27 protein-coding genes and 1 other RNA gene are annotated in these 23,523 nt (G+C 52.7%); 14 read left to right on the forward strand and 14 right to left on the reverse strand.

The genetic code is table 11. The features are described 5' to 3' along the window. Positions 1-166: 166 nt before the first annotated feature. On the forward strand, positions 167-502 hold the full coding sequence (locus BS640_RS15180; RefSeq protein WP_017491420.1) for a DUF2002 family protein: 336 nt from the start codon (positions 167-169) through the stop codon (positions 500-502). Between the two features lie 53 nt (positions 503-555). Here BS640_RS15180 and BS640_RS15185 read toward each other — a convergent pair whose 3' ends face one another. Continuing rightward, a complete protein-coding gene (locus tag BS640_RS15185) occupies positions 556-996 on the reverse strand; it encodes a DUF1198 domain-containing protein (RefSeq protein ID WP_026110465.1) in 441 nt (146 codons plus the stop codon). A 147-nt stretch (positions 997-1,143) separates the two neighbouring features. Here BS640_RS15185 and BS640_RS15190 point away from each other — a divergent pair, with 147 nt between their 5' ends. Both BS640_RS15190 and BS640_RS15195 read left to right on the forward strand, forming a co-directional pair. Then, a complete protein-coding gene (locus BS640_RS15190) occupies positions 1,144-1,668 on the forward strand; it encodes a class IV adenylate cyclase (RefSeq protein ID WP_017491418.1) in 525 nt (174 codons plus the stop codon). Between the two features lie 53 nt (positions 1,669-1,721). Further along, positions 1,722-2,603 (forward strand): PhzF family phenazine biosynthesis protein, encoded by an 882-nt coding sequence (locus BS640_RS15195; RefSeq protein WP_084912864.1) that lies wholly within the window; start codon positions 1,722-1,724, stop codon positions 2,601-2,603. Between the two features lie 4 nt (positions 2,604-2,607). On the opposite strand, the gene BS640_RS15200 is transcribed toward BS640_RS15195, so the two are convergent. Continuing rightward, positions 2,608-3,885 (reverse strand): lysine N(6)-hydroxylase/L-ornithine N(5)-oxygenase family protein, encoded by a 1,278-nt coding sequence (locus BS640_RS15200; RefSeq protein WP_017491416.1) that lies wholly within the window; start codon positions 3,883-3,885, stop codon positions 2,608-2,610. Positions 3,886-3,951: 66 nt separating this feature from the next. Next, complete coding sequence (locus tag BS640_RS15205; protein ID WP_084912877.1) at positions 3,952-4,806, reverse strand: LysR family transcriptional regulator; 855 nt, start codon at positions 4,804-4,806, stop codon at positions 3,952-3,954. 186 nt (positions 4,807-4,992) lie between these two features. Between BS640_RS15205 and BS640_RS15210 the strand changes: the two genes are divergently transcribed. The 3 genes from BS640_RS15210 (at position 4,993) to BS640_RS15220 (ending at position 8,759) form a co-directional block, all read left to right on the forward strand. Beyond that, positions 4,993-6,180 (forward strand): M20 family metallopeptidase, encoded by a 1,188-nt coding sequence (locus BS640_RS15210; protein WP_084912865.1) that lies wholly within the window; start codon positions 4,993-4,995, stop codon positions 6,178-6,180. A 78-nt stretch (positions 6,181-6,258) separates the two neighbouring features. Then, on the forward strand, positions 6,259-7,062 hold the full coding sequence (locus BS640_RS15215) for a transporter substrate-binding domain-containing protein (RefSeq protein WP_017491413.1): 804 nt from the start codon (positions 6,259-6,261) through the stop codon (positions 7,060-7,062). Then, complete coding sequence (locus tag BS640_RS15220; protein WP_084912866.1) at positions 7,062-8,759, forward strand: M28 family peptidase; 1,698 nt, start codon at positions 7,062-7,064, stop codon at positions 8,757-8,759. The genes BS640_RS15215 and BS640_RS15220 overlap by 1 nt, the downstream gene beginning before the upstream one ends. A 1-nt stretch (position 8,760) precedes the next feature. Here the strand turns inward: BS640_RS15220 and BS640_RS15225 are convergent, their stop codons facing one another. Together BS640_RS15225 and BS640_RS15230 are read right to left on the reverse strand one after the other, a co-directional pair. Next, on the reverse strand, positions 8,761-9,237 hold the full coding sequence (locus BS640_RS15225; protein ID WP_017491411.1) for a GNAT family N-acetyltransferase: 477 nt from the start codon (positions 9,235-9,237) through the stop codon (positions 8,761-8,763). A gap of 4 nt (positions 9,238-9,241) precedes the next feature. Next, positions 9,242-9,796 carry a helix-turn-helix domain-containing protein gene (locus tag BS640_RS15230; RefSeq protein WP_017491410.1) on the reverse strand — a complete coding sequence of 185 codons (555 nt, stop codon included), beginning with the start codon at positions 9,794-9,796 and terminating at the stop codon, positions 9,242-9,244. Between the two features lie 74 nt (positions 9,797-9,870). On the opposite strand from BS640_RS15230, the gene BS640_RS15235 reads away from it, so the two are divergent. Together BS640_RS15235 and ada are read left to right on the forward strand one after the other, a co-directional pair. After that, positions 9,871-10,392, forward strand: coding sequence for a GNAT family N-acetyltransferase (locus tag BS640_RS15235; protein ID WP_017491409.1), 522 nt, complete (start codon positions 9,871-9,873; stop codon positions 10,390-10,392). A gap of 77 nt (positions 10,393-10,469) precedes the next feature. Further along, the gene (gene ada / locus BS640_RS15240; protein ID WP_084912867.1) at positions 10,470-11,558 is read left to right on the forward strand and encodes a bifunctional DNA-binding transcriptional regulator/O6-methylguanine-DNA methyltransferase Ada; all 1,089 of its coding nucleotides are present in this window, start codon (positions 10,470-10,472) and stop codon (positions 11,556-11,558) included. Positions 11,559-11,599: 41 nt separating this feature from the next. Here ada and BS640_RS15245 read toward each other — a convergent pair whose 3' ends face one another. Further along, positions 11,600-12,319: a GNAT family N-acetyltransferase gene (locus BS640_RS15245; RefSeq protein ID WP_017491407.1), complete on the reverse strand. Its 720-nt coding sequence runs from the start codon at positions 12,317-12,319 to the stop codon at positions 11,600-11,602. Positions 12,320-12,498: 179 nt separating this feature from the next. On the opposite strand from BS640_RS15245, the gene BS640_RS15250 reads away from it, so the two are divergent. Beyond that, on the forward strand, positions 12,499-13,278 hold the full coding sequence (locus BS640_RS15250) for a HalD/BesD family halogenase (RefSeq protein WP_084912868.1): 780 nt from the start codon (positions 12,499-12,501) through the stop codon (positions 13,276-13,278). 44 nt (positions 13,279-13,322) lie between these two features. On the opposite strand, the gene BS640_RS15255 is transcribed toward BS640_RS15250, so the two are convergent. Beyond that, positions 13,323-14,426, reverse strand: a complete 1,104-nt coding sequence (locus tag BS640_RS15255; protein WP_084912869.1) for a M14 family metallopeptidase — start codon at positions 14,424-14,426, stop codon at positions 13,323-13,325. A gap of 57 nt (positions 14,427-14,483) precedes the next feature. Beyond that, a complete protein-coding gene (locus BS640_RS15260) occupies positions 14,484-15,263 on the reverse strand; it encodes an ABC transporter substrate-binding protein (RefSeq protein WP_017491404.1) in 780 nt (259 codons plus the stop codon). A gap of 219 nt (positions 15,264-15,482) precedes the next feature. On the opposite strand from BS640_RS15260, the gene BS640_RS15265 reads away from it, so the two are divergent. Next, on the forward strand, positions 15,483-15,962 hold the full coding sequence (locus tag BS640_RS15265) for a GNAT family N-acetyltransferase (protein WP_084912870.1): 480 nt from the start codon (positions 15,483-15,485) through the stop codon (positions 15,960-15,962). 25 nt (positions 15,963-15,987) lie between these two features. Here the strand turns inward: BS640_RS15265 and BS640_RS15270 are convergent, their stop codons facing one another. The 3 genes from BS640_RS15270 to BS640_RS15280 form a co-directional block, all read right to left on the reverse strand. Further along, a complete protein-coding gene (locus BS640_RS15270) occupies positions 15,988-17,322 on the reverse strand; it encodes a histidine-type phosphatase (RefSeq protein ID WP_084912871.1) in 1,335 nt (444 codons plus the stop codon). Between the two features lie 63 nt (positions 17,323-17,385). Further along, positions 17,386-17,820: a GNAT family N-acetyltransferase gene (locus BS640_RS15275; RefSeq protein ID WP_017491401.1), complete on the reverse strand. Its 435-nt coding sequence runs from the start codon at positions 17,818-17,820 to the stop codon at positions 17,386-17,388. A 139-nt stretch (positions 17,821-17,959) separates the two neighbouring features. Next, the gene (locus BS640_RS15280) at positions 17,960-19,702 is read right to left on the reverse strand and encodes a cytochrome c biogenesis protein DipZ (RefSeq protein ID WP_084912872.1); all 1,743 of its coding nucleotides are present in this window, start codon (positions 19,700-19,702) and stop codon (positions 17,960-17,962) included. 274 nt (positions 19,703-19,976) lie between these two features. Here BS640_RS15280 and BS640_RS22165 point away from each other — a divergent pair, with 274 nt between their 5' ends. Together BS640_RS22165 and bhsA are read left to right on the forward strand one after the other, a co-directional pair. After that, positions 19,977-20,345: an HNH endonuclease signature motif containing protein gene (locus BS640_RS22165; protein ID WP_017493977.1), complete on the forward strand. Its 369-nt coding sequence runs from the start codon at positions 19,977-19,979 to the stop codon at positions 20,343-20,345. Between the two features lie 543 nt (positions 20,346-20,888). Then, on the forward strand, positions 20,889-21,149 hold the full coding sequence (bhsA, locus tag BS640_RS15290) for a multiple stress resistance protein BhsA (protein ID WP_084912873.1): 261 nt from the start codon (positions 20,889-20,891) through the stop codon (positions 21,147-21,149). A gap of 163 nt (positions 21,150-21,312) precedes the next feature. Here the strand turns inward: bhsA and ssrA are convergent. Together ssrA and smpB are read right to left on the reverse strand one after the other, a co-directional pair. Further along, positions 21,313-21,693, reverse strand: a transfer-messenger RNA (tmRNA) gene (gene ssrA / locus BS640_RS15295). 49 nt (positions 21,694-21,742) lie between these two features. Further along, entirely contained in the window at positions 21,743-22,225 is a 483-nt protein-coding gene (gene smpB, locus BS640_RS15300; RefSeq protein WP_017489906.1) for an SsrA-binding protein SmpB, read from the reverse strand. A gap of 157 nt (positions 22,226-22,382) precedes the next feature. Here smpB and BS640_RS15305 point away from each other — a divergent pair, with 157 nt between their 5' ends. Beyond that, positions 22,383-22,817, forward strand: a complete 435-nt coding sequence (locus BS640_RS15305; protein WP_017489905.1) for a type II toxin-antitoxin system RatA family toxin — start codon at positions 22,383-22,385, stop codon at positions 22,815-22,817. Further along, on the forward strand, positions 22,810-23,094 hold the full coding sequence (locus tag BS640_RS15310; RefSeq protein WP_017489904.1) for an RnfH family protein: 285 nt from the start codon (positions 22,810-22,812) through the stop codon (positions 23,092-23,094). Before BS640_RS15305 ends, BS640_RS15310 begins: the two co-directional genes overlap by 8 nt. 76 nt (positions 23,095-23,170) lie before the next feature. On the opposite strand, the gene bamE is transcribed toward BS640_RS15310, so the two are convergent. Next, positions 23,171-23,518, reverse strand: a complete 348-nt coding sequence (gene bamE / locus BS640_RS15315; RefSeq protein WP_026110257.1) for an outer membrane protein assembly factor BamE — start codon at positions 23,516-23,518, stop codon at positions 23,171-23,173. Positions 23,519-23,523: the final 5 nt, after the last annotated feature.

Here is a 23,523-nt window from a genome sequence, read left to right on the forward strand (position 1 = left end):
AAATCTAAAAAGACGGTAATTTGTTAAACATTCCCGGCAGGAAGGTGAGATCCTGCCGGGAAAAGCTTAGATAAATCCTAAATTCCCCTCATTAAGACGTAAATGCATTGTTTGGCAGGTTTATTGCGGTAAGGTCGCTTTGCAGTTTTGAGAGCGAGGATAAACCATGTATTTACGGCCCGACGAAGTGGCAAAAGTTTTAGAAACATCAGGATTTGAACGGGATTTTGTCGACGATAAAGCCTATGGCTATCGCCGTGGGGATCATTACGTTTACGTAAACCGCGAAGCACGTTTTGGTCGCACGGCGCTGGTGATTCATCCGGCGATGAAGGAGCGCAGCGAACGCTTTGCCGAACCGACCGCGTCGTTTCGCAGCAGCGGTGTCTACACCCAGTTTCCTCTCGATCTTGAGAGCGAAGTGACCGCGTACTACGGCATCTGCCACGGCTTTAGCTCACGCCAGTTGCTCGCCAATTATCTGGACAACGTTTTCAGATAATCGGTTTTGTCCCTTCCCCCAACGTCTTGGGGGAAGCAGACCAGGCCGTCTTGCTACACCAGATGCAGTTGGTTGAAGGTCTCATTGTAGCTGCGGCGAAACTGTGCCAGCTCGAAAGGCTCGATATCAAGCTCCGAGAAGTAAAACAGCGCCAGCTCCGCGTGTTCGCTGGTTAGCACCGGATCGAGATGCGCGCGCACCAGCACGTTACGCCAGTGGGCAATGTTTTCGTCCGAGGCATCTTTGATAAACGTGTGATAGATAAAAACAATATACGCCGCCTTACGAATTTCTTCCGCGTAGCCCCCGCTAATCGAGCGAATAAACATCGCACTCTGACGTTTACCCATCTCCAGCAGCATGGAATCAATATATACCGGCTTGATTTTTAACAGGCTGGCCAGCGAGTCATTGGCCTTTCGCGTATCCGCGGTCATGAACCAGTATCCCACCACAAAAACGACAACCAGTGCAGCAATCATAATCCATATCATTCTTGACTTGGGCCTCCGGCCTTAGTGCGTAATGCCAATGAGTTTATAGGGTTACTGCACATTATCAACTGCAAAAAGTGGTTGAAACTGATAGCTTCATATTGCAGTGATAGACTGAGTTATTCCCCGCTGTTTATGGAGTTTGCCATGGCTCGTAATGTTGAAATCAAAGCACGGATTGATGATTTTTCTGCGCTGTACGCCAAGATAGCGCTGCTGGCCGACGGTGTGCCAGAGCTTATCGACCAGGATGACACTTTCTTTGTTTGTCCGCACGGCCGCCTCAAGCTGCGCAAGCTGGGGCCCGACAGCGGTGAGCTGATTTTTTACAAGCGCGCCGATCGTGCGGGTCCGAAAACCAGTTTCTATTCGCTTTCTGAAACACAGGACCCTGACGGGCTTCGTGAAACGTTGACGCTAGCCTACGGCAGCGCCGGTCGGGTGATAAAACAGCGTACGCTGTTCATGGTCGGGCAGACCCGGCTGCATCTGGATCGCGTCAAGCATCTCGGCGACTATCTCGAGTTTGAAGTCGTACTCGAAGACCATGAGACCGAAGAGCAGGGGATTGCCATCGCCGAAGATTTACTCGAACGACTCGATATCCAGCGTCAGGAGCTGGTAGATCAAGCCTACGTCGATTTGCTCCGCAAACAGCAACACCCGCGCTGAGTCGTCTTAATCAAGCCGTTTACTTTCTAAATATTTTCTTAAGAGCCTATTTTATGTCCGTTAAACGCCGTTTTAAGCAGGTCGATGTTTTTACCGCCGAGCCCCTGAAGGGTAATCCGCTGGCCGTTGTTCTTGATGCCGAGGGCTTGAGCGACGCGCAGTTGCAGGCCTTTGCCCGCTGGACAAATTTGTCGGAGACGACCTTCGCCTTGCCGCCTACCGACCCACGCGCCGATTACCGCGTGCGTATTTTCACCCCCGATACCGAGTTCCCGTTCGCCGGCCACCCGACGCTGGGGACGGCGCACGCGCTGCTGGAGTCTGGTTTGGTCCCTAAAACGCCGGGTACGCTGATTCAGGAGTGCGGCGTCGGCCTGGTTTCCGTTAAGCTTCTTCCTGAGGGCGGGCTGGCGTTTGCCGCGCCGAGCGCCGAGATTTCAGTATTGCCCGCGTCGCTCTATTCGCTGCTTGATGACGCCATGCAGCATGGCGGTCGCCAGACTAACGTTGACGCCTGGGTCGTCACGATGGGCATCAGCTGGTTGGTGGTCAGAATGCCTGACGCCGAAGCCTGTTTGCGGGTTGAGGCCGACATCGACGCACTTGCCGCACTGCAAAAGCAGGCTGGCGTGAATGGCCTGGCAATTTATGGTCCGCATCCGCCAGGGGCAGCGGTAGACTATGAAGTAAGAGCTTTGCTGGTTGAGCAAAACCAGCTGGTGGAAGACCCGGTTACTGGCAGCGCCAATGCCTGTCTTGCGCGCGTACTTCAGCAGCTTAACTTCCCGGACGGCGGCGAGACCTCGCAGCATTACCGCGTTCGTCAGGGCACGCAGCGTCACCGCGATGGTCGAGTTTTTGTGCGCTATGGGCAGCAGCAACCGTGGATTGGCGGTGAAACAGTCACCCTCATCGACGGCAGTATCAGGCTGTAAAACGCTATTTCCCCGGCCACCACTGCACCAATGACTGGCTGGGGCTTATGTCGTAATGCGCCTTGCCCAACAGGTGATTGATGATTTTTGCCGAGCGCCAGGCGGTGAGCGTCAACTGGCCCTCGGCGCTGCCGTGGCTGTGGATCCCGGCATTGACCGCATAAATACGGTGAGTATCCGGTCCGTTCCAGCGAAGATTAAAATTCGCCTCCAGCGGCAGATGCTGCTCCCCATCGTAAGGGATTCTCTCCAATAGCGGTTTGAGATACTCGGGCAGTCCAGGACGATAGCCGGTGGCTAAAATCACGATGTCAGCCTCAAAATGCTCATCGCATTGGCTCAGCCCATGCTCAGCCTTCAACTCAAAGCGATCCTCGGCGCGGCGGATGACGCTTTTCAAGGCACGATGCGGCAACAGGGAGACGTTGCGCGGTTGTTGCAGCACATCAAACTTGTGATAAAGATGCTGATAGATTTTCTCCAGCGTATGGTAGCTGATGCCGTCCGACGGCAGTTTCTGCGTCCTTATCTCCTGTTGGCGAACCTCTTCCGGCAGAGTATAAAAATAGTTTACGTATTCCGGGGTGAAGTACTCATTGGTAAAGATTGATTCGTCCAGCGGCTGAAAATTGGGGCGACGCGACAGCCAGCTCAGGTTTGCCGGTTCTCCCCAGTGGCCGTCGAGCGTGTTGAGCATTACGTCAGCGCCGCTTTGGCCGCCGCCGACGATGATCACCCTTTTGCCGGTAAAGTCCGGCTCCAGCAGGGCGATTTCTGCCGCGTGAAAGCAATTTTTCCCCAGCGCCGACTGCGCCGCTTTCGGCACCCAGGGGGCGTGACCGGTGCCTAAACAGATATGCTGTGACTGGAATTTTCCTTGCGAAGTCTGTACCTCAAAACACCCCTCGCTGTCGTTAAAATCAATCTGCTCTACCGGGTGTGAGAAGTGCAGATTTGGCATCTTATCGCATGCCCATCGCAGATAATCTGAAAACTCGTCGCGGCTAATGATTAACTGCTCTGTTGCCAGAAAACGATAAATTTTTTTGCGCTCGACCAGATAGTTGATGAACGAGAATTCACTGCGCGGAGAGACCGTGGTGACTAAATCCTGCAAAACATAAGTCTGCATCGTGGCCGTGGGCAGCAGCATGCCGGGATGCCAGCCAAATTCGCTATTGGCATCGAAAAAAGCGCTACGTATCAGGCCACTGTCCTTTGCCATCGCTGCCAGACTGAGATTGAAAGGGCCAATACCGACCCCAATAAGATCAAGAGTCATATCCGTTGCTCGCTGATTAAGGTCTATTAATCATAGACGATAGAAATCGGCTTTTTGCCCCGCGCGCTATGGTTGGTTACTTTTTAGAATATTAATAAATGACTGCATCATCGGCGAAGATTGAAGATTATAGCGATACAGCAGCCAGGTGCGGTTTTTCACCGGTTGGCCCCCGAGGGTAATGGGGCGACGATACAGGCTGTCAGGTAATGGGAGATAGCTTGAAATAATCGCGTAGCCCAGTCCATGAGTGACCATACCGAGACAAACCTCAATTTTATCAACGGTCATCGCAATATTCGGTGCGTGAGAAAAATTGGCGTTCCACCAGCGTTCGAGCAACTGTGTGACGTGCTGGCCGTGAACAATGCGAATCTGCGGCAGGTGGGGCAATAGTGCAAAATCAAAGTCTTGCTGGCCGATCAGCAGATAGTCGTCCTCATCAATCAGTTCCTTGCCTTCTTTCCAGTGGTAGTCATCTTTAACGATGGCGATATCAATCTCGCCGCGCTGCAACAGCGTGAAAATCTCCTCGCTCAGGCCGCTCATCAGATTGATACGAATCCCGGGATGCGACTGCCGAAAACGGCTCAACAGCGGCGGCAGGCGATAAGCGGCGTAGTTGCTCGACACGCCAATGGCTATTTCACCCTGTTGCGCCATCTCCAGACTGTGCAGATTCTCCTTGAGCTGCTGTAGGTCGCGTAACACCTTCTGTGCGTGCTGCGCCAGATATTCACCCTGTGCGCTGAACACCAGACCTTTATGGCCCTCTTCAAACAGCCGAATCTCAAGCTTGCGCTCGATCTGTTTAAGCCGATAACTCAGGGCCGGTTGCGAGGTGTAAAGCTGCTCTGCGGCGCGGGTAATATTTTTGTGCTGATAGACGCTGTGAATAATGAGCCAGTCTTTTTCATTCACGATTGATACCACCGTTTATTCAAGCCATAAAAGAATTTTTGCATGAAAGGGGCGTGAGATAAAAACACTTAATTGGACGGCAGGCAGAAAATCCCCTATTTCTGATGTTTACCGCTAATCACGCCACAAAGGCCGCCAGATTAAGCCTATATCAGGAATTACTCTGCACCAGCTCAGGGAAATATCATGTCGGAATGCACCAAAATAGAACAAAAGAATAAAATTATTTATACCCTCGATAACCTTGCTCCCCGGTTAAAGCAGCTCGCTCTGCATATTCATGCCAATCCTGAACTGAGTTTTGAGGAGGTCGCTTCTGCGGCAGCGCTTATTGCCCCGCTGCGCGAGGCGGGGTTTGAGATTGAGGAAGGGCTGGGGGGGCTGCCTACTGCCTTTCGCGCCACCTTCGACAGCGGCAAACCCGGCCCGACTATTGCACTACTGGCGGAGTATGACGCGCTGGCAGACCTCGGCCACGCATGTGGTCATAATCTGATCGGGACCGCATCGATAGCCGCTGCGCTGGCGCTAAAGACCGGTTTTCCTGAGCTTAGCGGGCGTATCGAGGTCATAGGTACCCCGGCCGAGGAAGAGGGCGGCGGTAAAATTATCCTGGCCGAGAAGGGGTTTTTCGACCACCACGACGCGGCGATGATGTTCCATCCACGCGACAAGACCATGGTAGTACGTGGAGGACTGGCCTGCGTCGATGCGGTGTTCAAATTTTACGGCAAGGCGGCGCACGCGGCGTCAGCGCCACAAAACGGCATTAGTGCGCTTGATGCGGTGATCCACACCTTTGTCGGCATTAACGCCCTGCGCCAGCTGTTTACCGACGACGTGCGCGTGCACGGCATTATTACCCACGGCGGCAGCGCCACCAATATCGTTCCCGCCTATGCCGAAGCCAAATTCCTGCTGCGCGCCAATACGGTAAAAGGCCTAAGCACTGTACGTGACAAAGTCTTTGCGGCGGCGCAGGGCGCGGCCGATATGAGCGGTGCGCGCCTCGAAATCGAAGAGGGGCTGACCTATGCCGAACGTAACAACAACCTCACGTTGGCCGAGTTTTTCAGGCAGAACCTTGACGCGCTGGGCATTGAGGTGGTTCCGCCTCCGCGCAGCGGCGGTATAGGCTCGTCGGATATCGGCAACGTGAGCCAGATAACGGCGGCTATCCACCCTTATCTGCGCATCGGTGACGTCATGCCGCATACGCCGGAGTTTGCCGAGGCCGCCGGTTCCGAGGCGGGTCTGGCGGCGATGCTCAACGCAGCCAAGGCGCTGGCGATGACGGCAGTTGACCTGATCGAGAGCCCAGAAATGCTGCGCGCGGTCAGGGAGGAGTTCCTGAGCTGGAAGGCGCAGAACTGAATCTAGACGCTTTTGCATCACCCAATGCCTGAATAAACAAATAACAACAAGACATCACAATAGACAGGAAGTGAATCAATGAACAAGATGACGAAAAGCATGCTGACGCTGGCCCTGATGGGGCTGACGCTTTCCGCCGGTGCTGCCCACGCCGAGGAGACGCTGCGCGTTGCGGCCGACCTGAGCTATCCGCCTTTCCAGTTCCGCGATGCAAAAGGGACGCCGAGCGGCTACGAAATTGATGTCACCAACGCCATTTGCAAAGAGATGCAGGTGAAATGCGACTATGTGGTGACCAGTTTTGACGCCGAAATTCCTTCGCTGATCGCCAAAAAAGTCGATTTCATTTCGCCGCAGGGGGCGACGGATAAACGCCGTAAAGTTATTGATTTCAGCGATTTTGTTTATCACATTCCCACCAAGCTCGTGGTACAGAAAGGCAGTCCGCTGTTGCCGACCGCCGAGTCGCTTAAAGGTAAACGCGTGGCGGTGCAGCAAGGTTCGATTCAGGAAATGTATGCCAACGCCTACTGGCTGCCGAAGGGCGTCGACGTGGTGCCCTATGCGGATCAGGATACTATCTATCAGGATCTGACGGCGGGTCGTCTCGACGCGGCGCTGAGCCCGGCGGTGGCGGTTACCTACGGTTTCCTCAATAAGCCGCAGGGTAAAGATTTTACCCTGACCGGGCCTGAGGTGCGGGACGATAAGTTGTTTAGCGTAGGATCGTCCTTCGGCGTCCGCAAAGGCGATGACAAAACGAAAGCGCTGCTCGATCAGGGGCTGGCGAAGATCGTTGCCGACGGCACCTGGGACAAGATCCGCGTGAAGTACTTTGGTGACCTGGATATTGCGGTGCATCAGGCATCAGGCGCGAAATAATGGCCTTTACGCCCCCGGAATATGACCAACTGATGCCGGTGATGGATGACCTGCTGCTGGCTTTTTCGCAGCTGCATCGTCTGTCCGGCAGCGAAGATGCTGAGCGTTCTGCCACGCTGTTGGTGGATCAACTTCAGTCGCACGGCCTGAATGCGCGTATTGAACACATTCCACTGTTGCTGAGCGATCCGCTGTCCGGTCGGCTGGCGCTGCCCGAATTCCCGGAATGGCATTGCCGGGCCAAGACGCGTTCTTTTTCCGCACACTGCCCGCAGGGAGTGAGTGCGGCGCTATTTTACGATGCCGACTCAACCCGTGCGCGTTCCGACAGGGAGTGGCAGCGGTGGGCCGAACAGGTCAGGGGCAAGATTGTCATTGCCGATCAGGGGTTTGAGGATTACGTTCAGCGCCTGGATGCGGCGCAGGCCGTTGGGTTGGTGCATATCTGGGGATCGACCGAAAACGCGTTGCACGAAGAGACGGTGGGGCCTATCTGGGGCACACCGACCCCGGATGACCAGCAGCGCTATCCGCGCCTGCCGGTGATTTCGATTAATTATCACGACGGTCAGAACCTGCTCGGCCTATGCAATCTGGTGACCACACCGGTTCACGCCGTTTTAAGCACCGAGGTACAACGGCAGGTGAAAACATGCAGTCTGCCGCTGGTCGAGATTGCCGGGCAGAGTCCGGAATTTGTGCTGCTCTCTTCACATTATGACTCGTGGCATGAGGGGGTCACCGACAATGCCACCGGTAATGCGCTCTGTTTGGCGATGGCGCTGCATTTTAAACCGCAAGCGGCAATGCTGCGGCGCGGCCTGCGCATCGCGTGGTGGCCGGGGCATTCTAACGCCCGCTACGGCGGCTCAACCTGGTATGCCGATAACTATCGACAACAGCTCGGCCAGCACTGCGTGGCACACATCAACGTAGATTCACCGGGCTGTAAAGACGCGGTTCAGGTGGTCATCAATGCCAGCGGCGCGGAGTCGCAAGCCTTTCTAAATCAGGCGGTCGAGGCGGTTACCGACAGGCCTGCGCGATGGATTGCGCCATTGGGCAAAGGCGGTGACCAGTCATTCTGGGGCAGCGGTGTACCGCTGCATTTCGCGCTGCGCGAAGTGCCACTCGAAAAAACCAGCCATTCACCCGGCAGCGGCGGCGGCTGGTGGTGGCACACCGAGCACGACGGCTATGATAAGGTCGATTTAACCCTTCTTTGGCGCGACTGCCTGATCCACGTGCGTTGGCTGGAGGTATTACTTCATGAGGCGATATTGCCTCTAGACGTGACCGACTATCTCGCCAAAATGGCGTTGGCGCTCAATGCGCTTAGCCAGCGGGTGGATGCTCGCTTTGCCTTGGGGGAAATCGAAAAGAGTTTGCTGGCGCTGAGCGAACCTGTCGCAAGACTTACGCAGCGGGCAAGCGAAGAACCGACGCGCTGGCAGCCGTTGCTGAGCCGCGTCGTGGGTGATTTACATCGTCTGCGCTACAGCTCGACCGATGATTTTCACTATGATCTCAGCTATCGCGGCGGCGCATTTCCCGGCTTCCAGGAACTGGCGGCGGATTTATCGCAAACTACGCCTGAAAGCGGACTCATGATGATGACTCAGTATCGTCGCCAGCGTGACCGTGCGATGTGGCTGCTGCGAAAGGTCCACCAGGCGCTGGCTGAAATAGACCCATGACTCAGACGACCTGCCGATAGGCCAGCACCTTGACCATGTAAACGCTCAGCGGATCGTACTGATAGTCACCGAAACATTCGGTCAGGGTGAAGCCGCATTTCTGATAAAGGCCGATGGCGGCATGGTGATCGACGCCGGTTTCAAGATACAGGCTTGGCAGTTCAAGCTGTCGGGCCTGAGATTCAACGGCATCCATCAGTCGCTCAGCGATGCGTTGCCCGCGATAGTCAGGATTGACGTAGACGCGTTTCACTTCCGCCAGACCGTTGGCACAAATAAACAAACAGGCACAGCCGACGGCGACACCGTCAATTTCGGCGATAAACGGATAGTGCTCAAAGGCGGCCATCTGATCGAGTGGCATACTGTAGTCGCTTTCCGCCGGATAAAGCACGCTCTGATAGGCATCAAGCTGGCTGACCAAGGCGATAAAACGGGCATCAAGCACCGTAGTAAGACTGATAATGGATACTGGCATTTCCTTATCCTTGATTAATCACCAATAAATAGCGGCAGGCTTCAGACCCCACGTTATCAAAAGTGACGGCTAAATCAACGCCAAACGTCAGCACGTCTCCGGTCGCTAATTCATAGCGACTCTCGCCGTAGTCAATGGCCAACTGCCCCTCAATCAGCCACAGCCGCTGCCGATAGGCGCGGTTTCCCCAGCTTGGATAACTGACTCTGGCCCCGGCGGGCAGCGTGATTTCAATCAACTCAAGCCCGCTCGACGGTTCGGGCGGCAAAACCTGGCGGCGAAGATAGCCGATGTCCGGGTCGCGCCAGATTTCCTGCTGCTTGAGGCGACGCAGATTTTTAGCTTCGGCGTTTTCCTCTGACAGCAGTTGGGTGACGGAAATTCCCAGACCGGCCGCCAGCCTGCCGAGAACCGTCGCACTCGGACTACTTTCCTGACGCTCAATCTTGGAAATCATCGCCTTGCTGACCTCAGAAAGCGCGGCCAGCTGTTCGAGACTCAGGCCTTTTCCTTTGCGTAACGCCTGCAGACGGCCGGCAATTATTTCATCGATTGACATTTTATGTTTCTCTGTGTTTACTTTTGTAGAATTAATTCTACTATATTGGAATTGAAAGCCACAAGGGGACAATCATGAATTTGATCGAATGCACCGAACAGCAGCACGCCGTCGCAATACTAGAGATTTTCAATGAGGCAATCCTTAACTCAACCGCGCTATACGACTACAAACCCCGGGCGCTGGAAAGCATGTGGCCGTGGTTCGCCGCGAAGCGCAACGGTAATTTTCCGGTCATCGGCCTGGAGGACACTGACGGCAAGCTGCTCGGTTTTGCCAGCTATGGGACCTTCCGCGCATGGCCGGCCTACAAATATTCCGTCGAGCACTCTATTTATATTCACCCAGAACATCGCGGGCAAGGGCTGGGCAAAATATTGCTCAATGCCATTATCGGCGAGGCGAAACGCCGTGAGGTGCACACGCTAATTGGTGGGATTGATGCCACCAATCAGGCCAGTATTGCCCTGCATACCAAGGCCGGATTCGTCGAGGCAGGCATCATCAGACAGGCGGCCTACAAGTTCGATAACTGGTTGGATTTAGCCTTCTACCAGCTTATTCTGGCGACACCGGCGCATCCGCTGGCGGAATGAAAAAGCAAGCCGCAGAGTGTTCAGCGTCGTTAAGGGGGGTAAGGTTGGGTTATTCTATCCGATGAGTGAGACTGACCATGAAACGTGATGATAAAAATATTCGCTTAGCCGATGCTGACGCCTGCTGGCAGGCGATTGTCGGCCGTGACGCTGCGGCCGATGGGCAGTTTGTTTATGCCGTCAGGACTACGGGAATTTACTGTGCGCCGTCCTGTCCGTCGCGCCAGCCTAATCGTGAAAATGTCGAGTTTTTTGCCGCGGCCAAGCAGGCGGAGGCCGCCGGTTATCGCCCCTGCAAGCGTTGCCGTCAGGGGCGTATTTCCCTGCGCCAACAGCATATTCAGCAGGTTGAGCAGGCCTGCCGCCTGCTTGAGTCCAGTGAAAAAACGCCCACTCTCGAGGCTCTGGCCCGAGAGGTTGGGCTGAGCGCCTACCATTTTCATCGCGTGTTTAAGTCCCACACCGGCCTGACGCCGCGCGCCTATGCAGTGGCGAAAAGGCAGCAGCGGGTACGGGAAAAATTGGTTGAAACTCAGTCGGTCACCTCGGCTATTCTTGAGGCCGGATATGCCTCGAACGGTAACTTCTACGCTAGCTCGGGCGCAAGTCTGGGCATGACGCCAAGCGCTTATCGCGCCGGGGGTAAAGGCACTGCGGTCTGGTTTGCCGTCGGGCGTTGCTCGCTGGGCGACATCCTGGTTGCCGAAAGTCCGCGCGGGATCTGCGCAATCCTGCTTGGCGATAACCCGCAAAGGCTGGTAGAAAGCCTACAGGATAATTTTCCACACGCCACGTTGCTCGGCAATGATGAGGATTTCGAAAAACGTATCGCAACCGTGGTGGGGTTTGTTGACAGTCCGCAAAGCGAACTGGCGCTGCCGCTGGATATTCGCGGTACCGCTTTTCAACAGCGGGTGTGGCATGCGCTGAGGGCTATCCCGGTAGGTGAAACGCTCAGCTATTCCGAGGTGGCGGAAAAAATCGGTTCGCCTCGTGCCGTACGAGCGGTGGCCGGCGCCTGTGCCGCCAATCTTTTAGCGGTCGCCATTCCTTGTCATCGGGTCGTGAAGAACAACGGCAATATTTCCGGATATCGCTGGGGCGTAGAGCGAAAAAAACGCCTGCTGGAGAAAGAGCAACGGCCTGAGCGGCTCAAGACTCGTTAGCGAGGCGCATTGTTCTAAATTGACTCAGTTATTTTTCAGATTTACTCAGCTTTAGGTTTAGGCATGAAGGCTTCAAGCTTTTGCTTTTGCAGGCCTTCAGTCGTGAAGTTATCTGCGCTTAGCCACTGCCTGAACGCCGCACCGATAGGCGGCCATTCGCCGTCAATGATTGAATACCAGCAGGTATCGCGGTTGTTGCCTTTGGTGATAAGCGCCTGACGAAACGTCCCTTCGAACGTGAAGCCAAAACGTTTGGCCGAGGCGTTAGAGGCATCGTTCAGGCTGTTGCATTTCCACTCACAGCGGCGATACCCCAGCGTATCAAACAGATAGCTCAGCAGCAGGTAGATAGCCTCGGTGCCGAAACGCGAGCGTTTCATCAGCGGGGACCAGTTGACCCAGCCAATTTCCGCCACGCCGTTTACCGCATCAATACGCATTAATGACACACCGCCGATCGCGTCGCCGGTGGCGTTATCAATCACCGCGAAATAGAGCGGATCCTTCAGGCTGGAGATCTTGGTAATGTAGGTGTCGCACTCTTTCTGGCTAGCAGGGCGATTGATCGAGAAATAGGTCCAGTCTCGGTCATCATCAATGCTGTGCCAGGCGTTAAACAGAGATTTGCTGTGCTTGCCAACGTCCAGTGGCTCAAGATGACAATAGCTTCCTTGCAGCGTAATAGGCTCTGGAAGAGGGCGCGTTTGCCAGCCGGGGATCTCGTCACCGATCGGTTGTCCAAAATGATTTAATGTTGTCATCTTATTTTCCGTAGTGCCTGAAGGGATTGTGAACTAACCCTCATAAAATCAGAAGTTTTCATTTGTCGCAACCGATTAACAAAAAGGTTAATCATCACGCTATTTCGTTTCCTAACCGCGAGCGGGTTGGTTAAAGTGGAAGCAACTGATTTTTTCCTGATTAATTCCTGAGGGCTCCAATGCAACCACTCGACAAGATTGTAAACCTCGCTGCAAATCCCATTCTGGACGCTAATTTTCTGGCGCAGTGCAAGCAAACGCTGGATGAAAAGGGGGCGCTGGTTTTGAACCAGTTCCTCACCCCTGCGGCACTTGCCGCGATTAAACAGGAAGGGGATGAAAATCGGCATTTGGCGTATTACACCCGCAGCAATCATAACGTCTATCTGCTGAAACCTGACGACAGCCTGCCGGCGACGCATCCAAGGAACCGCCAGATTGTCTCATCTAAAGGCTGCATTACTGACGAGGAAATTCCTCAGGCATCGGCGCTGCGTGCGCTTTACGATGCGCCGGAATTCCGTGCTTTTCTGTGCGCCGTGCTGGGCGAAGAACGACTGTATCCGTATGCCGACACGCTCTCATCCATTAATCTGCACTATGCCAGCGCCGGTCAGGAGTTGGGCTGGCATTTTGATAACTCCTCGTTTGCTATTACGCTGCTGGTACAGAAACCGCAGGCGGGCGGAGTGTTTGAATACGTTGAGAATTTACGCGATGCAGACGGCGGCGATATGAACTATTCCGCCGTGGAACAGCTGCTGGGTAAAGCTATCGAGCCGAAAAAACTGGGCATCGAAGCGGGAGATTTAGTGCTGTTTCGCGGGCGTAATGCGATTCACCGCGTGACGCCGACCGAAGGCGAGGTAACCCGAATGCTGGCGGTGCTGGCCTATAATTCACAGCCCGATATTTCACTTTCTGAAACGGCGCGTATGACCTTCTACGGACGCGTATAAACGCATTGCCCAAGCTGCTCTCAGTCTGGGCAATGCGCAAAGTATTAAAGAGATGCCAACGCGCTAAAGGCGCGATTAAAGATTTGCTGGGTGCGCAGATGTACCAACTGCTGCCAGTCTTTATCCTGCGGATAAAATCCTTCAAACAGCTCACCCTTGATTTTCTTGCCCTGCGGACTCTGCGGATCGCCATACAGATGCAGCCAGTGGTCGTCGCGGACCAGATGATGCATGGTTTCACCGTCATAGGTGCCGCACTCGACCACCAGTTGAATCAGCTGAGTATCGGGTAAGTTGTCGAGCATAAACTGAGACAGGTAGCCGGTTGCCGTCGCCGTTACGCCGGTATTACTGCCAATATTCTTGCCGGTTATCAGCACATACAGCCAGGGGCCAAACACCTCACGCGCCGGTTGCAGCGAAGGATAAGCTTTTTCGGCAATCGCCATCAACATCGGGTGACCATAGGCTCCCGCGCCGGTATGCAGATCAAAACTGACTATCGCTTTGGCATGTGCCAAATGTGTTTGAATGATGGTAAGCAGCGTGCGGTTAGACCAGCTCGGCTGCTGGCCGCCGAAAAAGATCCCTTCAGCATGGGTGTATTGACCCGCCTCGACGATTTTTTTGATCTCACTCCAGCCTGACTCCTGCGAGTACTTGTCCATCAGGTCGTCGGCGGCGGCGCGCTCAGGGCCGTTTAAGTCTTTACTCAGATAAATATCATGCAGATCTTCATAGCGGGCATTCACCGGCAGCGGCTTACTAAAGTCGATAAAGTTGCGGTTAAGATCCATGTTGTCTTCATTGACCCGCCTCAGGTGCGCAGTGCCCCACGGATTGAGCAGGTGGATCATGACCACGGCGGTATCGGCGGGCAACGTATTAGCGTGATTCACGGCCAGCCAGTCAATCTGACATTCGGATCCGTAGTAACCTTCCACGCCGTGCGTGCCTGATACCACCACGAACAGTCGCGAAGACTGTGGGTTGCCAAGCACCGCCACGTCGGTAGCTAACGCTTCTCCCTTGGGGCCTTTCAGGGGATGAGGATACTGCGTGAGTTTAGCGCCTGCTTGTCTGGCAGCGGCGAGGAAGCGCTCACGCTGCACCGTAAAATCAGGCAATTGAGAGTAACCCTGCAGCATCCTTATCTCCTTGTTTAAGACTGTGCGAACCGGCCGTATTACGACGGCCAGCGATGATTATGGCTGTTTATTATAGACTTCAAAGCTGAAGTATTTTTTTGAGATCTTATCGAAGGTGCCGTCTTTATGGATAGCCGCCAGCGCCTTGTTGATCATCTCCTGATGTTCTTTATCGCCTTTACGCAGGCCGATTGCCGTACCGGCCCCCAGATAACGTGGGTCATTCAGCATCTCACCGCTGAAGGCGAAATCTTTACCGGCGGCAGTATCGAGGAAGCCCGACTGCGCCGCGGCGGCGTTGGTCAGCGTGGCATCGACACGGCCGGATTCAAGATCCTGATTCACCAAATCCTGATTTTGATAAGACACGACGTTCACGCCTTTGCTCTGCCACAGCGCCTGCGCATAGGCTTCCTGAATGGTGCCCTGCGCGACGCCGATACTTTTACCTTTTAGCGATTCCGGGGTAGGCATTAGTCCGCTGCCTTTCCTGGCTACCAGCACGCTCGGAATGTGGTAGAGCATGTCGGAAAAATCAACCTGTGCCTGACGCTTTGGTGTCACCGACATGGCAGAGAGAACGGCATCGAATTTTTTGGCGTTTAGGGCCGGAATAATGCTGTCAAAGCCGGTTTCGACCCACTGGCATTTCACCTTCAGTTGCTGGCAAATGGCGTTACCAAGGTCAACGTCGAAACCGACCAGGCTGCCGTTGGGCGCTTTAGTTTCAAAAGGCGCAAACGTAGGATCTACACCGAAGCGCAGGACTGAGTCGGCATTCGCCAGAGAGCTAAACGAGGCCAGAGCCAGTAGGGTGAACAACGCGCTTTTCTTCATCATAGTTTCCTCAGGGTAGATTGACGGCCTTTCTCAGCAAGTTACAGCAAGATGCGTACCATCTTTATAAATTATTAACGAGAATACCTGAGTAACCCAGGTAACAGAACACAGGGAATAAAAACAGTTTATTGCACCATCTCAAGGTGATAGAACTGGGTAAATATAGGGTTTACACCAAAATGCAGGGCGGGTTTATCTGACGGCAGAGGGGGAAAAATGAAGATCAGAGTCGCGAATAAAGGGGATGCTCAAGGATTATGGCGGCTGCGCAACGCGGCGCTTAGGTACGGATGCGTCCAGGTTTATGATGAACCCACCCTGAAGGCGTTTACGCCCGATATCATGCCGGAAGGCATGAACAAGACAATCGCCGAAAATCAGGTTTTTATCATAGATTCTTCAGATGGAAAAAATCCTGTTGCCTGCGGTTACCTCGATCTGGTCACGGGTCACGTGGAGGCTGTTTTCACCCAGCCCGAGTATCAAGGTAAAGGGCTAGCGGCGGCCATCATTGAACAAATCAAGCAGCAGGCCAGAAGCCTAAACATTCGCCAGCTTACGCTCTCTTCTACGCCAAACGCGGTGGGGTTTTATTTGCGACAAGGGTTTAGCGTGGTCGCCAAAGGCAAGTATTTTTCTCACTCGACGGGTACCTACCTCGACTGCGTCGAGATGATTTGGCTGGATAACGCCTAGGATGCGTTACCCAGCCGAGTGAGACTTAAATCTTACACTGCGGCAGCTGTGCCTTGGTCATGACCTGATGGAAGGTCTTGATGGCACAAAGCTTGTTGGGGCCGATATTTTCACAGCCGGGGAGGGTGATTGCTATGCTGCTCGGTGGGTTGTTTAGCGTCAGAACCTGCTGTGATCGCATCTGATCCCGTGTCTGATAGACCATTTTCAGCGAAATATACTGCTGGTGCGAGGTGCGGCTCTGCCAGCGCTCAAACACTAATGCGCCAGCCGGTGGCGTGTTGTCCGGCTGCCCGTCCAGTGACCAGTTCAGGCCCAACGCGCCCGCGACGTTTTCGATATTGGTATCATGTCCGCCGAGAATCAACAGCTTATTGCCCGTCGGGAGCGTATAGCCGGAAGCCGGTTTCTCTGGTGCTCCCAGTGCGCTATCAATCGCTTGCAGGATTGGCGTGCCGTTGGACTTCGCCAAATAAGGCGTTCCTGACATCAGACTAAATTGCAGATTGTGCAGCGCCATCAAGCCTTGCCAGGTTTTTTGGTCTTTGATATTTCCCCACGCGGGGTCGGTCATACCCTGTGCATCCTGTAACAGGAAGATTTCAGCCAGCGTAGAAGAAAGGCCAATTGCGCCCTTAAGCGATGCGTCGGTACCATTTTCCTTCACCTTCACCTTCACCTTGACCGATGACGGCATATTGATGCCCAGTTCGCACTGCTGGCCTTTTTTCTGCATCTTCTGACAATAGGCGGAATGCGGATAATCCAGCACGTTGCTCATCAGCTGCAGCTGTGGCGCATAGGTTTTGTCGAGTGCCGAAAGAGAGCCTCCTGCCTGTTGCTCGATAGCCTGCTGCGCCGTTTTCTCATCGAGTTTGCATACTTTTGCCTTCAAGGCATGGAAAAGAGGATCGGCTTTTTTGAGATCGTTTTGGAAATGGGCATCGAGGTGGCAACCCGGCGCAATGCCATTTAACAAAGCTTGGGTGGTCAGTCGCGTGCGTTGGTCCACGTCTCCCCAGCCAAATATCGCACCGTTGGCAGGGCAAGACTTGTCGGATATTAGCCCTTCTTTACGAAAATACTCACCGTAATAGCCGCCCATCAATGTGACAAGATGTTCACCTCGCGGGGTCAGATAACCGAATTTTACCGGCCACACTGGCCAGTCTTTCGCGGCAACCTGTTCCATTTTTTTTGTCTGTTTGGTCGGCGCACGAACGCCGTGACGGCTTAAAATGACTGCCTGCTGTAGCTGGAGATTTTGCGTCGCCGGGGCGTCATCGGCAAAAGAGAGTAGCGGAAAACTCAGGCCTGCCAGCAGCGCAGAAACGACAAGAGGGAGAGACTTAACCGACATGTGGCTTCCTTTTTAAATTGACTCAACTGATATTGTCTTAAAAGAATGAGGAAAACATGAGGATTACTGAGGCGTTAAGGCTTTGCTCATAAATATTCGGCTCGAGCCCTCAGGTGAGCAAGGGATCTCGCCAAAGCGCTGCCAGCCATATTTGGCGTAGAAATTCGGTGCCTGAAAACTGAGGGTGTAGAGCACGCCTGAAGTGCATCCGCGTCTCGCCCCTTCCTGTTCAAACTGTCGCAGAATCTCCGAGCCGAGACCCGAACCGCGCAGCGTGAGAGGTAGATAGAACAGCTCGATAAACATCAGCCCGAGAGAGGTACGCCCGAGCATACCGCCCAGCACTTTACCGGTCTGTGGATCTTTCACCAAAACCGCCAGCGGTTGTCTATCCTTGATGCCTGCCATTTCGGTATTGAAATCGTCGAGACCGTCGCCGATTATCGCTTTTGCTTCATCATCAATGACATCCGTCATTTGCAGCCGATACTTTTCCATCAATGCCTCTGTCAGTAAATCACGATTAAATACTGAACCGATGATGGGGGAGGGCGTGAGAAATGGTCAAGTTAAACTATTGTGTAGATAGACAAAGGGGGAGCAAATGCTCCCCCGGTATACTGAATTGTTCGGCTAATTATCCAAAGGTAAAGGCGTAAGCATTCACGCCGCCGTTGAGGAACTCGATGCTGAAGGTGTGATTGCCGCTGTTGTCCTTCTGACGAATCAGTTGGTAAAGACGTTGGTCGGTGACAACGCCTTCACCGTCTGCGTTGGTGTCGCTGCCGTGCATCGCGCCAGGGACTTTACCGTCGAGCAAGACTTTAAATCGTACCGCTTTGCCGTCTTTGCCGGGGCCCAACACCAGATGCAGATCGCGAGCGTGGAACTGATAAAGGATTCGTCCCGGTGCGCTGTTGAGCTGAATTTTCTCGTCATTGATTGTCCAGTTGCCATCAAGCGCCCAAGCGTTTAGGTCCAGCGTAGCAGGGGCTTTATAGTTAACGGCAACGTCAGACGCGGCATTATCGGAGGCAAAATTCTCGGTGCGCATATAGCCCAGATAAGTCTCGGGAGAAATTGAGCCCTCAAGCCCCGGTGCTTGTTCCACGCCCTTGCCCTGCACCTGACTTATTGATGTATCGACATTTTTAGCACCTGCTTCGCGCAGCAATTCTTGAATGACACGCTCAGACTGAGCGTATTCCCCTTCACCAAAGTGGGTGTGGCGGATCTCACCTTTTGCATCAATAAAATAATGTGCGGGCCAATACTGATTGTTGAAGGCGCGCCAGATTTTATAGTCGTTATCGATGGCTATTGGATAATCGATGCCCAGTTTTTTTGACTCTTTAGTGACGTTGTCGATGTCGCGTTCAAAGGCGAACTCAGGAGCATGTACCCCAATGACTACCAGTCCCTGACTGCGATATTTATCCGCCCAGGCCTTCACGTAAGGCAGCGCGCGCAGGCAGTTGATGCAGGAGTAAGTCCAAAAATCGACCAGTACAACCTTGCCGCGCAGTGAGGCTGCGGTAAGCGGCGGGGAATTTAGCCACTGCACAGCTCCGTCCAGTGAGGGCATCGGCCCCAGATCGGCAAGAGTAGGCAAGGCACCGTTGTCTGCGGCGGCCGTCGTTTCAGGATTTGCAGGATCGTTTACGCCAAACTTTTTAAGCAGCGTTTGCTCGATGCCGCCAGTTGATGCCGTTGATATTCTGGCTAATATCCCGGTATCCAGGCCAAGGGAGATAGCCACTACGCCAAGCAGCATTGCCGCACCGATGCCGCGACGGATCCATTCTCCTGCGCCGAGGGATTTTTTCATCGCCGTGAAGACCTTGCCGCCAATCAGGAGCGCTAGCGTCAATGAGGTCACCGCGCCTGCCGCATAGGCTAAAAGCAGCAGCGTCGAACCTACGTTGGCACCTTGCAGCGCGGCGCCGGTGAGAACCAGTCCTAGAATCGGGCCTGCGCAGGGTGCCCATAGGAGACCGGTGGCGATACCGAGTAAAAAGGAGGTCCCGATCTTCGGTTTTCTACCCACGCTTAGCGCATCCGTCATGCGGTTCCCCGCCGAGACTAACGGATGCATCAGACGCTCACCGATACGAGGAAATAGCAGCGTGATACCAAAAATTGCCATTAAAATCAGGGCTAACCAGCGGCCATACTGATTCGCCTGAACGACCCAACCTCCGCCAACGGCCGCGAGGGTAGCGACCAGCGTAAAGGTCAGCGCCATACCGGCCAGCAGAGGAAGCCCCGTACGGGCAAAGGATTGGTCGGAGCGTGCAAATACGAACGGCAGCACCGGCAAGATACAGGGGCTCGCGATAGTCAGCACGCCACCAAGATAAGCAAGGATTAGGATTAGCATGTCATTTTCTCGATCGGAATAGGGGTAAGGTTTTTCTCTTTTTACCCTTTAAGAATAGCGTGTTAACCAGTCCAATAAGGTGACCGCTTAATGACTAAATTGTCATTTTTGATTCCTTTTCGCCGCTTTTCTCACTACCGGTCAAACTTTCTGAACGCTTCTGCCTCCATAGGTTCACTCACTGGATTGCAAAGCATCAGAGAGTTAGGAGTGTCTGAAATGACCCCGCGCCCAAAGACAAATCTGGCCTATATTTTGAGCATAGGAGGAGTCTATGAGCACACCACGTTTTATCCCTGAATTTAAGGAAGAATCTGTCCGCCAGATCACTGAGCAGGACCATTCCGTTGCTGACGTTTCAGAACTCCTCGTTGCCTCTCATATCGTTCCTTGGTCGCTATGTGAATCCTTTGAACGCATTGATCCTTACAACGGTTTGCTGCTATCGCCTAACCTGGATAAGTTGTTCGATAAGGGGCTAATTAGTTTTACCGATGAGGGAAAACTTTTACTAGGCACCTCGATCACCGATGAGGTTCTCAATAAGCTAGGTATCTCGAAGCACTCACAAATTTCTGCTTTAAAGCCAGAAAATCTGCCTTACCTTTCGAGACATCGAGAGCTGTTTGAATTTAAGTATTAGTGGTGATGATAAGTTTTGACGGTGTTGCTTTACCCACAGAGCCATCACGACTCGATGAGAGGGTTTAATCGAAGTATGGCCCGTCTTCTCTTCCTTGCACATCTGTCACACCTTATCGCGAGAGAAGTAAGCGGATGTGTATTCCCTGTATCAAGAAACCCTTCCATAAATGCCTTTGTTTTCAGACTAGCTCTCAGCCTGGGCCTAAAAATTATACCAATAAACAATAGATAGACGAGTTGAGTACCGATTGATGTTCGCGACGGACGAGAATCGTCATTTCTTTTTTACAGAGCTAACTAACTTATATATTGATGCTTTTTTGAACCCGCATCCTTTCGTGTACACCTTGAATGTGGCGGATTTATTTTCGACCCACAGGTTACGCTCTCTCTTCCCGACAAAGATCAGTACATTTAGTTAACGGTCGTTACATAATTTAATTGCACGAGTTCCAGATGGGTATAATATTTAATTAACGAATGATAACTAATCCACGCCTGGACTAGTGATAACAAATTAACCAGATTTGAAGGAACTACTATGAAAACCCTGACTAAAGTATTTTCCGTTATTGCACTGACTACCGCTTCGTTTGCAACCTTTGCCGCTACCGAAGTGAACTCCGCTCCAGCGGGTGAATACAGCGCTGGTACGATTAGTACGTCGGTAGACAGTGGTAACGTGGATGCGCTAAACGCAAAATTAGCGGCTAAAGCAACTCAAGACGGCGCACGTTCATACCGAATCATCACTTCCGTTGGTGAAAATAACTTATCAGGCTCAGCAGAGATCTATAAATAATTTTCTGAGCCGATAAGAATACGCTGTTAGGTAGGCGACCATTAGACGTTGTTTACACGACTACAGTAGTGAATTATTCCAGAGACGAAAAAGCCCGCAACCTTTTGGGATGCGGGCTTTCTCTGCGTTTAAGGCCTTATCTGGTAATAGCCGAAAACTTATTTGGTGGAGCTGGGGGGATTTGAACCCCCGTCCGAAATTACTACGCCGTTGGCACTACATGCTTAGTCCTGTCATTACATTCGCCTGTTAACTGCGGACGGACACGCCACTAACAAACTAGCCTGATTGGTTTTAACGCTTTCACCCCAGGCAGGATGTCCACGCGAGCTCTTTTGGGTTTGACCTTTCTTGATCCCCGTCCTAAGAGCGGAGGCTAGGGAGAAAGGGAACCTTCAGTGTATTAGACTGATTAAGCTGCTAAAGCAGCAGATTCGAATTGCGAGTCGTTTGCAATTATTTTTTTTGCGGTTTTTTACGAGGCCTCCGCACCTCGGCATGCACCTTGGGTTTCGCAAATCCCGTCGAATCCAGAATCAGCCCCAAAGAACTGTCAGCAGTATATCAGAACTTTACCCCGATAAGCCAGAGACTTAACGTTTGGCGCTTTTCATAATACGTGCTTTATCAACTGCCCACTCGCGATTTTTAGCCGTGTCGCGCTTGTCGTGATCTTGTTTACCTTTCGCGAGGCCGATTTTGACCTTGGTCCAGGCATTTTTCCAATACATTGAGAGAGCAACTACCGTATAGCCATCGCGGTTTACCTTACCGAACAGCTTGTCGAGCTCGCGCCTGTTCATTAAGAGTTTACGGGTACGCATTGGCTCGCAAACAACGTGACTTGAAGCAACGGTCAGTGGTGTAATGGTCGCACCAAACAGGAAGGCTTCCCCGTCTCTGAAGGTCACATAACTATCAGCAATGTTGGCTTTGCCAGCGCGCAGTGATTTTACTTCCCATCCTTGCAAAGAAATACCTGCCTCAATTTCATCTTCGATGAAATATTCATGGCGAGCGCGTTTGTTCATTGCAATGGTTGCGGAACCGGGTTTATGTGCTTTTTTCTTTGTCATAGTGACACTTATTATACTGTAAGCCTTGCCGAATGAAATCCCCTGCGGGTTTGCGGAGGCTGCTTTTTCACAGCTTGTGCTTTATCTGCCTCGAGTTTTTTGCCCGAAGAGCGATAAATGATATGATCTGTATGTTTTATGACACTTGGAAAATGATATGCCTCAAATTAGCCGTTCTGCGCTAGTGCCGTTTAGCGTGGAACAGATGTACAACCTGGTAAACGACGTGGATGCCTATCCGCAATTTCTTCCCGGATGCACGGGAAGCCGCGTATTGGATAAAACTGATAACACGATGACTGCTGCGGTTGACGTCGCAAAAGCCGGTATCAGTAAAACTTTTACCACTAAAAACACGTTAACCAGCAATCAAAGTATTGATATGCAGCTCGTCGACGGTCCGTTCCGCAAACTGATGGGAGGATGGCATTTTACGCCGCTCAGCCCTGAAGCCTGTAAAGTTGAGCTGAATCTAGATTTTGAGTTTACCAATAAGCTGATCGAACTGGCTTTTGGCAAAATTTTCAAAGAGCTGGCGGGCAGTATGGTTCAGGCTTTCACTCAGCGTGCAAAAGAGGTTTACAGTGTCTGACGTTTCCGTTGAGGTTGTTTATGCCTTACCTGAGCGCCAGTATCTAAAAACGGTGCGAATTGCCGAAGGAAGTAGCGTCGAGCAGGCAATAATCGCCTCAGGACTGCTCGAGCAGCGTCGCGAGATTGATCTCAAGAACAATAAAGTCGGAATTTATAGCCGCCCGGTGAAATTGAGCGATGTGGTGAACGATGGCGATCGGGTTGAAATCTATCGGCCGCTGATTGCAGACCCCAAAGAGCTACGCAGAATACGCGCAGAACGCTCAAATAAATAAGGCGCCTTAGGCGCCTTATTTTTTACCCTGAAAGAGCTTCACTGTTTGACACCAACGTGGCATCAAAGCTGGAACATCAGGATTTCTGGTCGTCCAGCTTTGGCTTATTGTTAATGTTAGTTAACACATCTGACTCATTAAAGGTCAAAGTCAGCGTCTGCTGCTGTACGTCTTCGTGGCTTGGCCACTGACGGAATACGTAGAACCAGGTGTTGTTACCGAATGGATCATCCATCATCGGTGTTCCAAGGATGTAAGCAACCTGCTGCTTGGTCATCCCGGTATGAATTTTCTGAACATCAGCAGGAGCCAGGTAGTTCCCCTGATTAATATCAGGACGATAAACAACCTTTTCCAAAGTTGAACAACCGGCGGTCAGCATTAATAGTGCTCCAGCGACGGCAGTTAGCGTTTTACAGCGCATAGTCT

It is taken from the genome of Rouxiella badensis (assembly GCF_002093665.1).
Classification (GTDB): Bacteria; Pseudomonadota; Gammaproteobacteria; order Enterobacterales; family Enterobacteriaceae; genus Rouxiella; species Rouxiella badensis.

Coding starts and splice junctions, on each gene's coding strand:
- BS640_RS15180 (WP_017491420.1), top strand. CDS start 167: ATGTATTTACGGCCCGACGAAGTGGCAAAAGTTTTAGAAACATCAGGA.
- BS640_RS15185 (WP_026110465.1), bottom strand. CDS start 996: ATGATATGGATTATGATTGCTGCACTGGTTGTCGTTTTTGTGGTGGGA.
- BS640_RS15190 (WP_017491418.1), top strand. CDS start 1,144: ATGGCTCGTAATGTTGAAATCAAAGCACGGATTGATGATTTTTCTGCG.
- BS640_RS15195 (WP_084912864.1), top strand. CDS start 1,722: ATGTCCGTTAAACGCCGTTTTAAGCAGGTCGATGTTTTTACCGCCGAG.
- BS640_RS15200 (WP_017491416.1), bottom strand. CDS start 3,885: ATGACTCTTGATCTTATTGGGGTCGGTATTGGCCCTTTCAATCTCAGT.
- BS640_RS15210 (WP_084912865.1), top strand. CDS start 4,993: ATGTCGGAATGCACCAAAATAGAACAAAAGAATAAAATTATTTATACC.
- BS640_RS15215 (WP_017491413.1), top strand. CDS start 6,259: ATGAACAAGATGACGAAAAGCATGCTGACGCTGGCCCTGATGGGGCTG.
- BS640_RS15220 (WP_084912866.1), top strand. CDS start 7,062: ATGGCCTTTACGCCCCCGGAATATGACCAACTGATGCCGGTGATGGAT.
- BS640_RS15225 (WP_017491411.1), bottom strand. CDS start 9,237: ATGCCAGTATCCATTATCAGTCTTACTACGGTGCTTGATGCCCGTTTT.
- BS640_RS15230 (WP_017491410.1), bottom strand. CDS start 9,796: ATGTCAATCGATGAAATAATTGCCGGCCGTCTGCAGGCGTTACGCAAA.
- BS640_RS15235 (WP_017491409.1), top strand. CDS start 9,871: ATGAATTTGATCGAATGCACCGAACAGCAGCACGCCGTCGCAATACTA.
- ada (WP_084912867.1), top strand. CDS start 10,470: ATGAAACGTGATGATAAAAATATTCGCTTAGCCGATGCTGACGCCTGC.
- BS640_RS15245 (WP_017491407.1), bottom strand. CDS start 12,319: ATGACAACATTAAATCATTTTGGACAACCGATCGGTGACGAGATCCCC.
- BS640_RS15250 (WP_084912868.1), top strand. CDS start 12,499: ATGCAACCACTCGACAAGATTGTAAACCTCGCTGCAAATCCCATTCTG.
- BS640_RS15255 (WP_084912869.1), bottom strand. CDS start 14,426: ATGCTGCAGGGTTACTCTCAATTGCCTGATTTTACGGTGCAGCGTGAG.
- BS640_RS15260 (WP_017491404.1), bottom strand. CDS start 15,263: ATGAAGAAAAGCGCGTTGTTCACCCTACTGGCTCTGGCCTCGTTTAGC.
- BS640_RS15265 (WP_084912870.1), top strand. CDS start 15,483: ATGAAGATCAGAGTCGCGAATAAAGGGGATGCTCAAGGATTATGGCGG.
- BS640_RS15270 (WP_084912871.1), bottom strand. CDS start 17,322: ATGTCGGTTAAGTCTCTCCCTCTTGTCGTTTCTGCGCTGCTGGCAGGC.
- BS640_RS15275 (WP_017491401.1), bottom strand. CDS start 17,820: ATGGAAAAGTATCGGCTGCAAATGACGGATGTCATTGATGATGAAGCA.
- BS640_RS15280 (WP_084912872.1), bottom strand. CDS start 19,702: ATGCTAATCCTAATCCTTGCTTATCTTGGTGGCGTGCTGACTATCGCG.
- BS640_RS22165 (WP_017493977.1), top strand. CDS start 19,977: ATGAGCACACCACGTTTTATCCCTGAATTTAAGGAAGAATCTGTCCGC.
- bhsA (WP_084912873.1), top strand. CDS start 20,889: ATGAAAACCCTGACTAAAGTATTTTCCGTTATTGCACTGACTACCGCT.
- smpB (WP_017489906.1), bottom strand. CDS start 22,225: ATGACAAAGAAAAAAGCACATAAACCCGGTTCCGCAACCATTGCAATG.
- BS640_RS15305 (WP_017489905.1), top strand. CDS start 22,383: ATGCCTCAAATTAGCCGTTCTGCGCTAGTGCCGTTTAGCGTGGAACAG.
- bamE (WP_026110257.1), bottom strand. CDS start 23,518: ATGCGCTGTAAAACGCTAACTGCCGTCGCTGGAGCACTATTAATGCTG.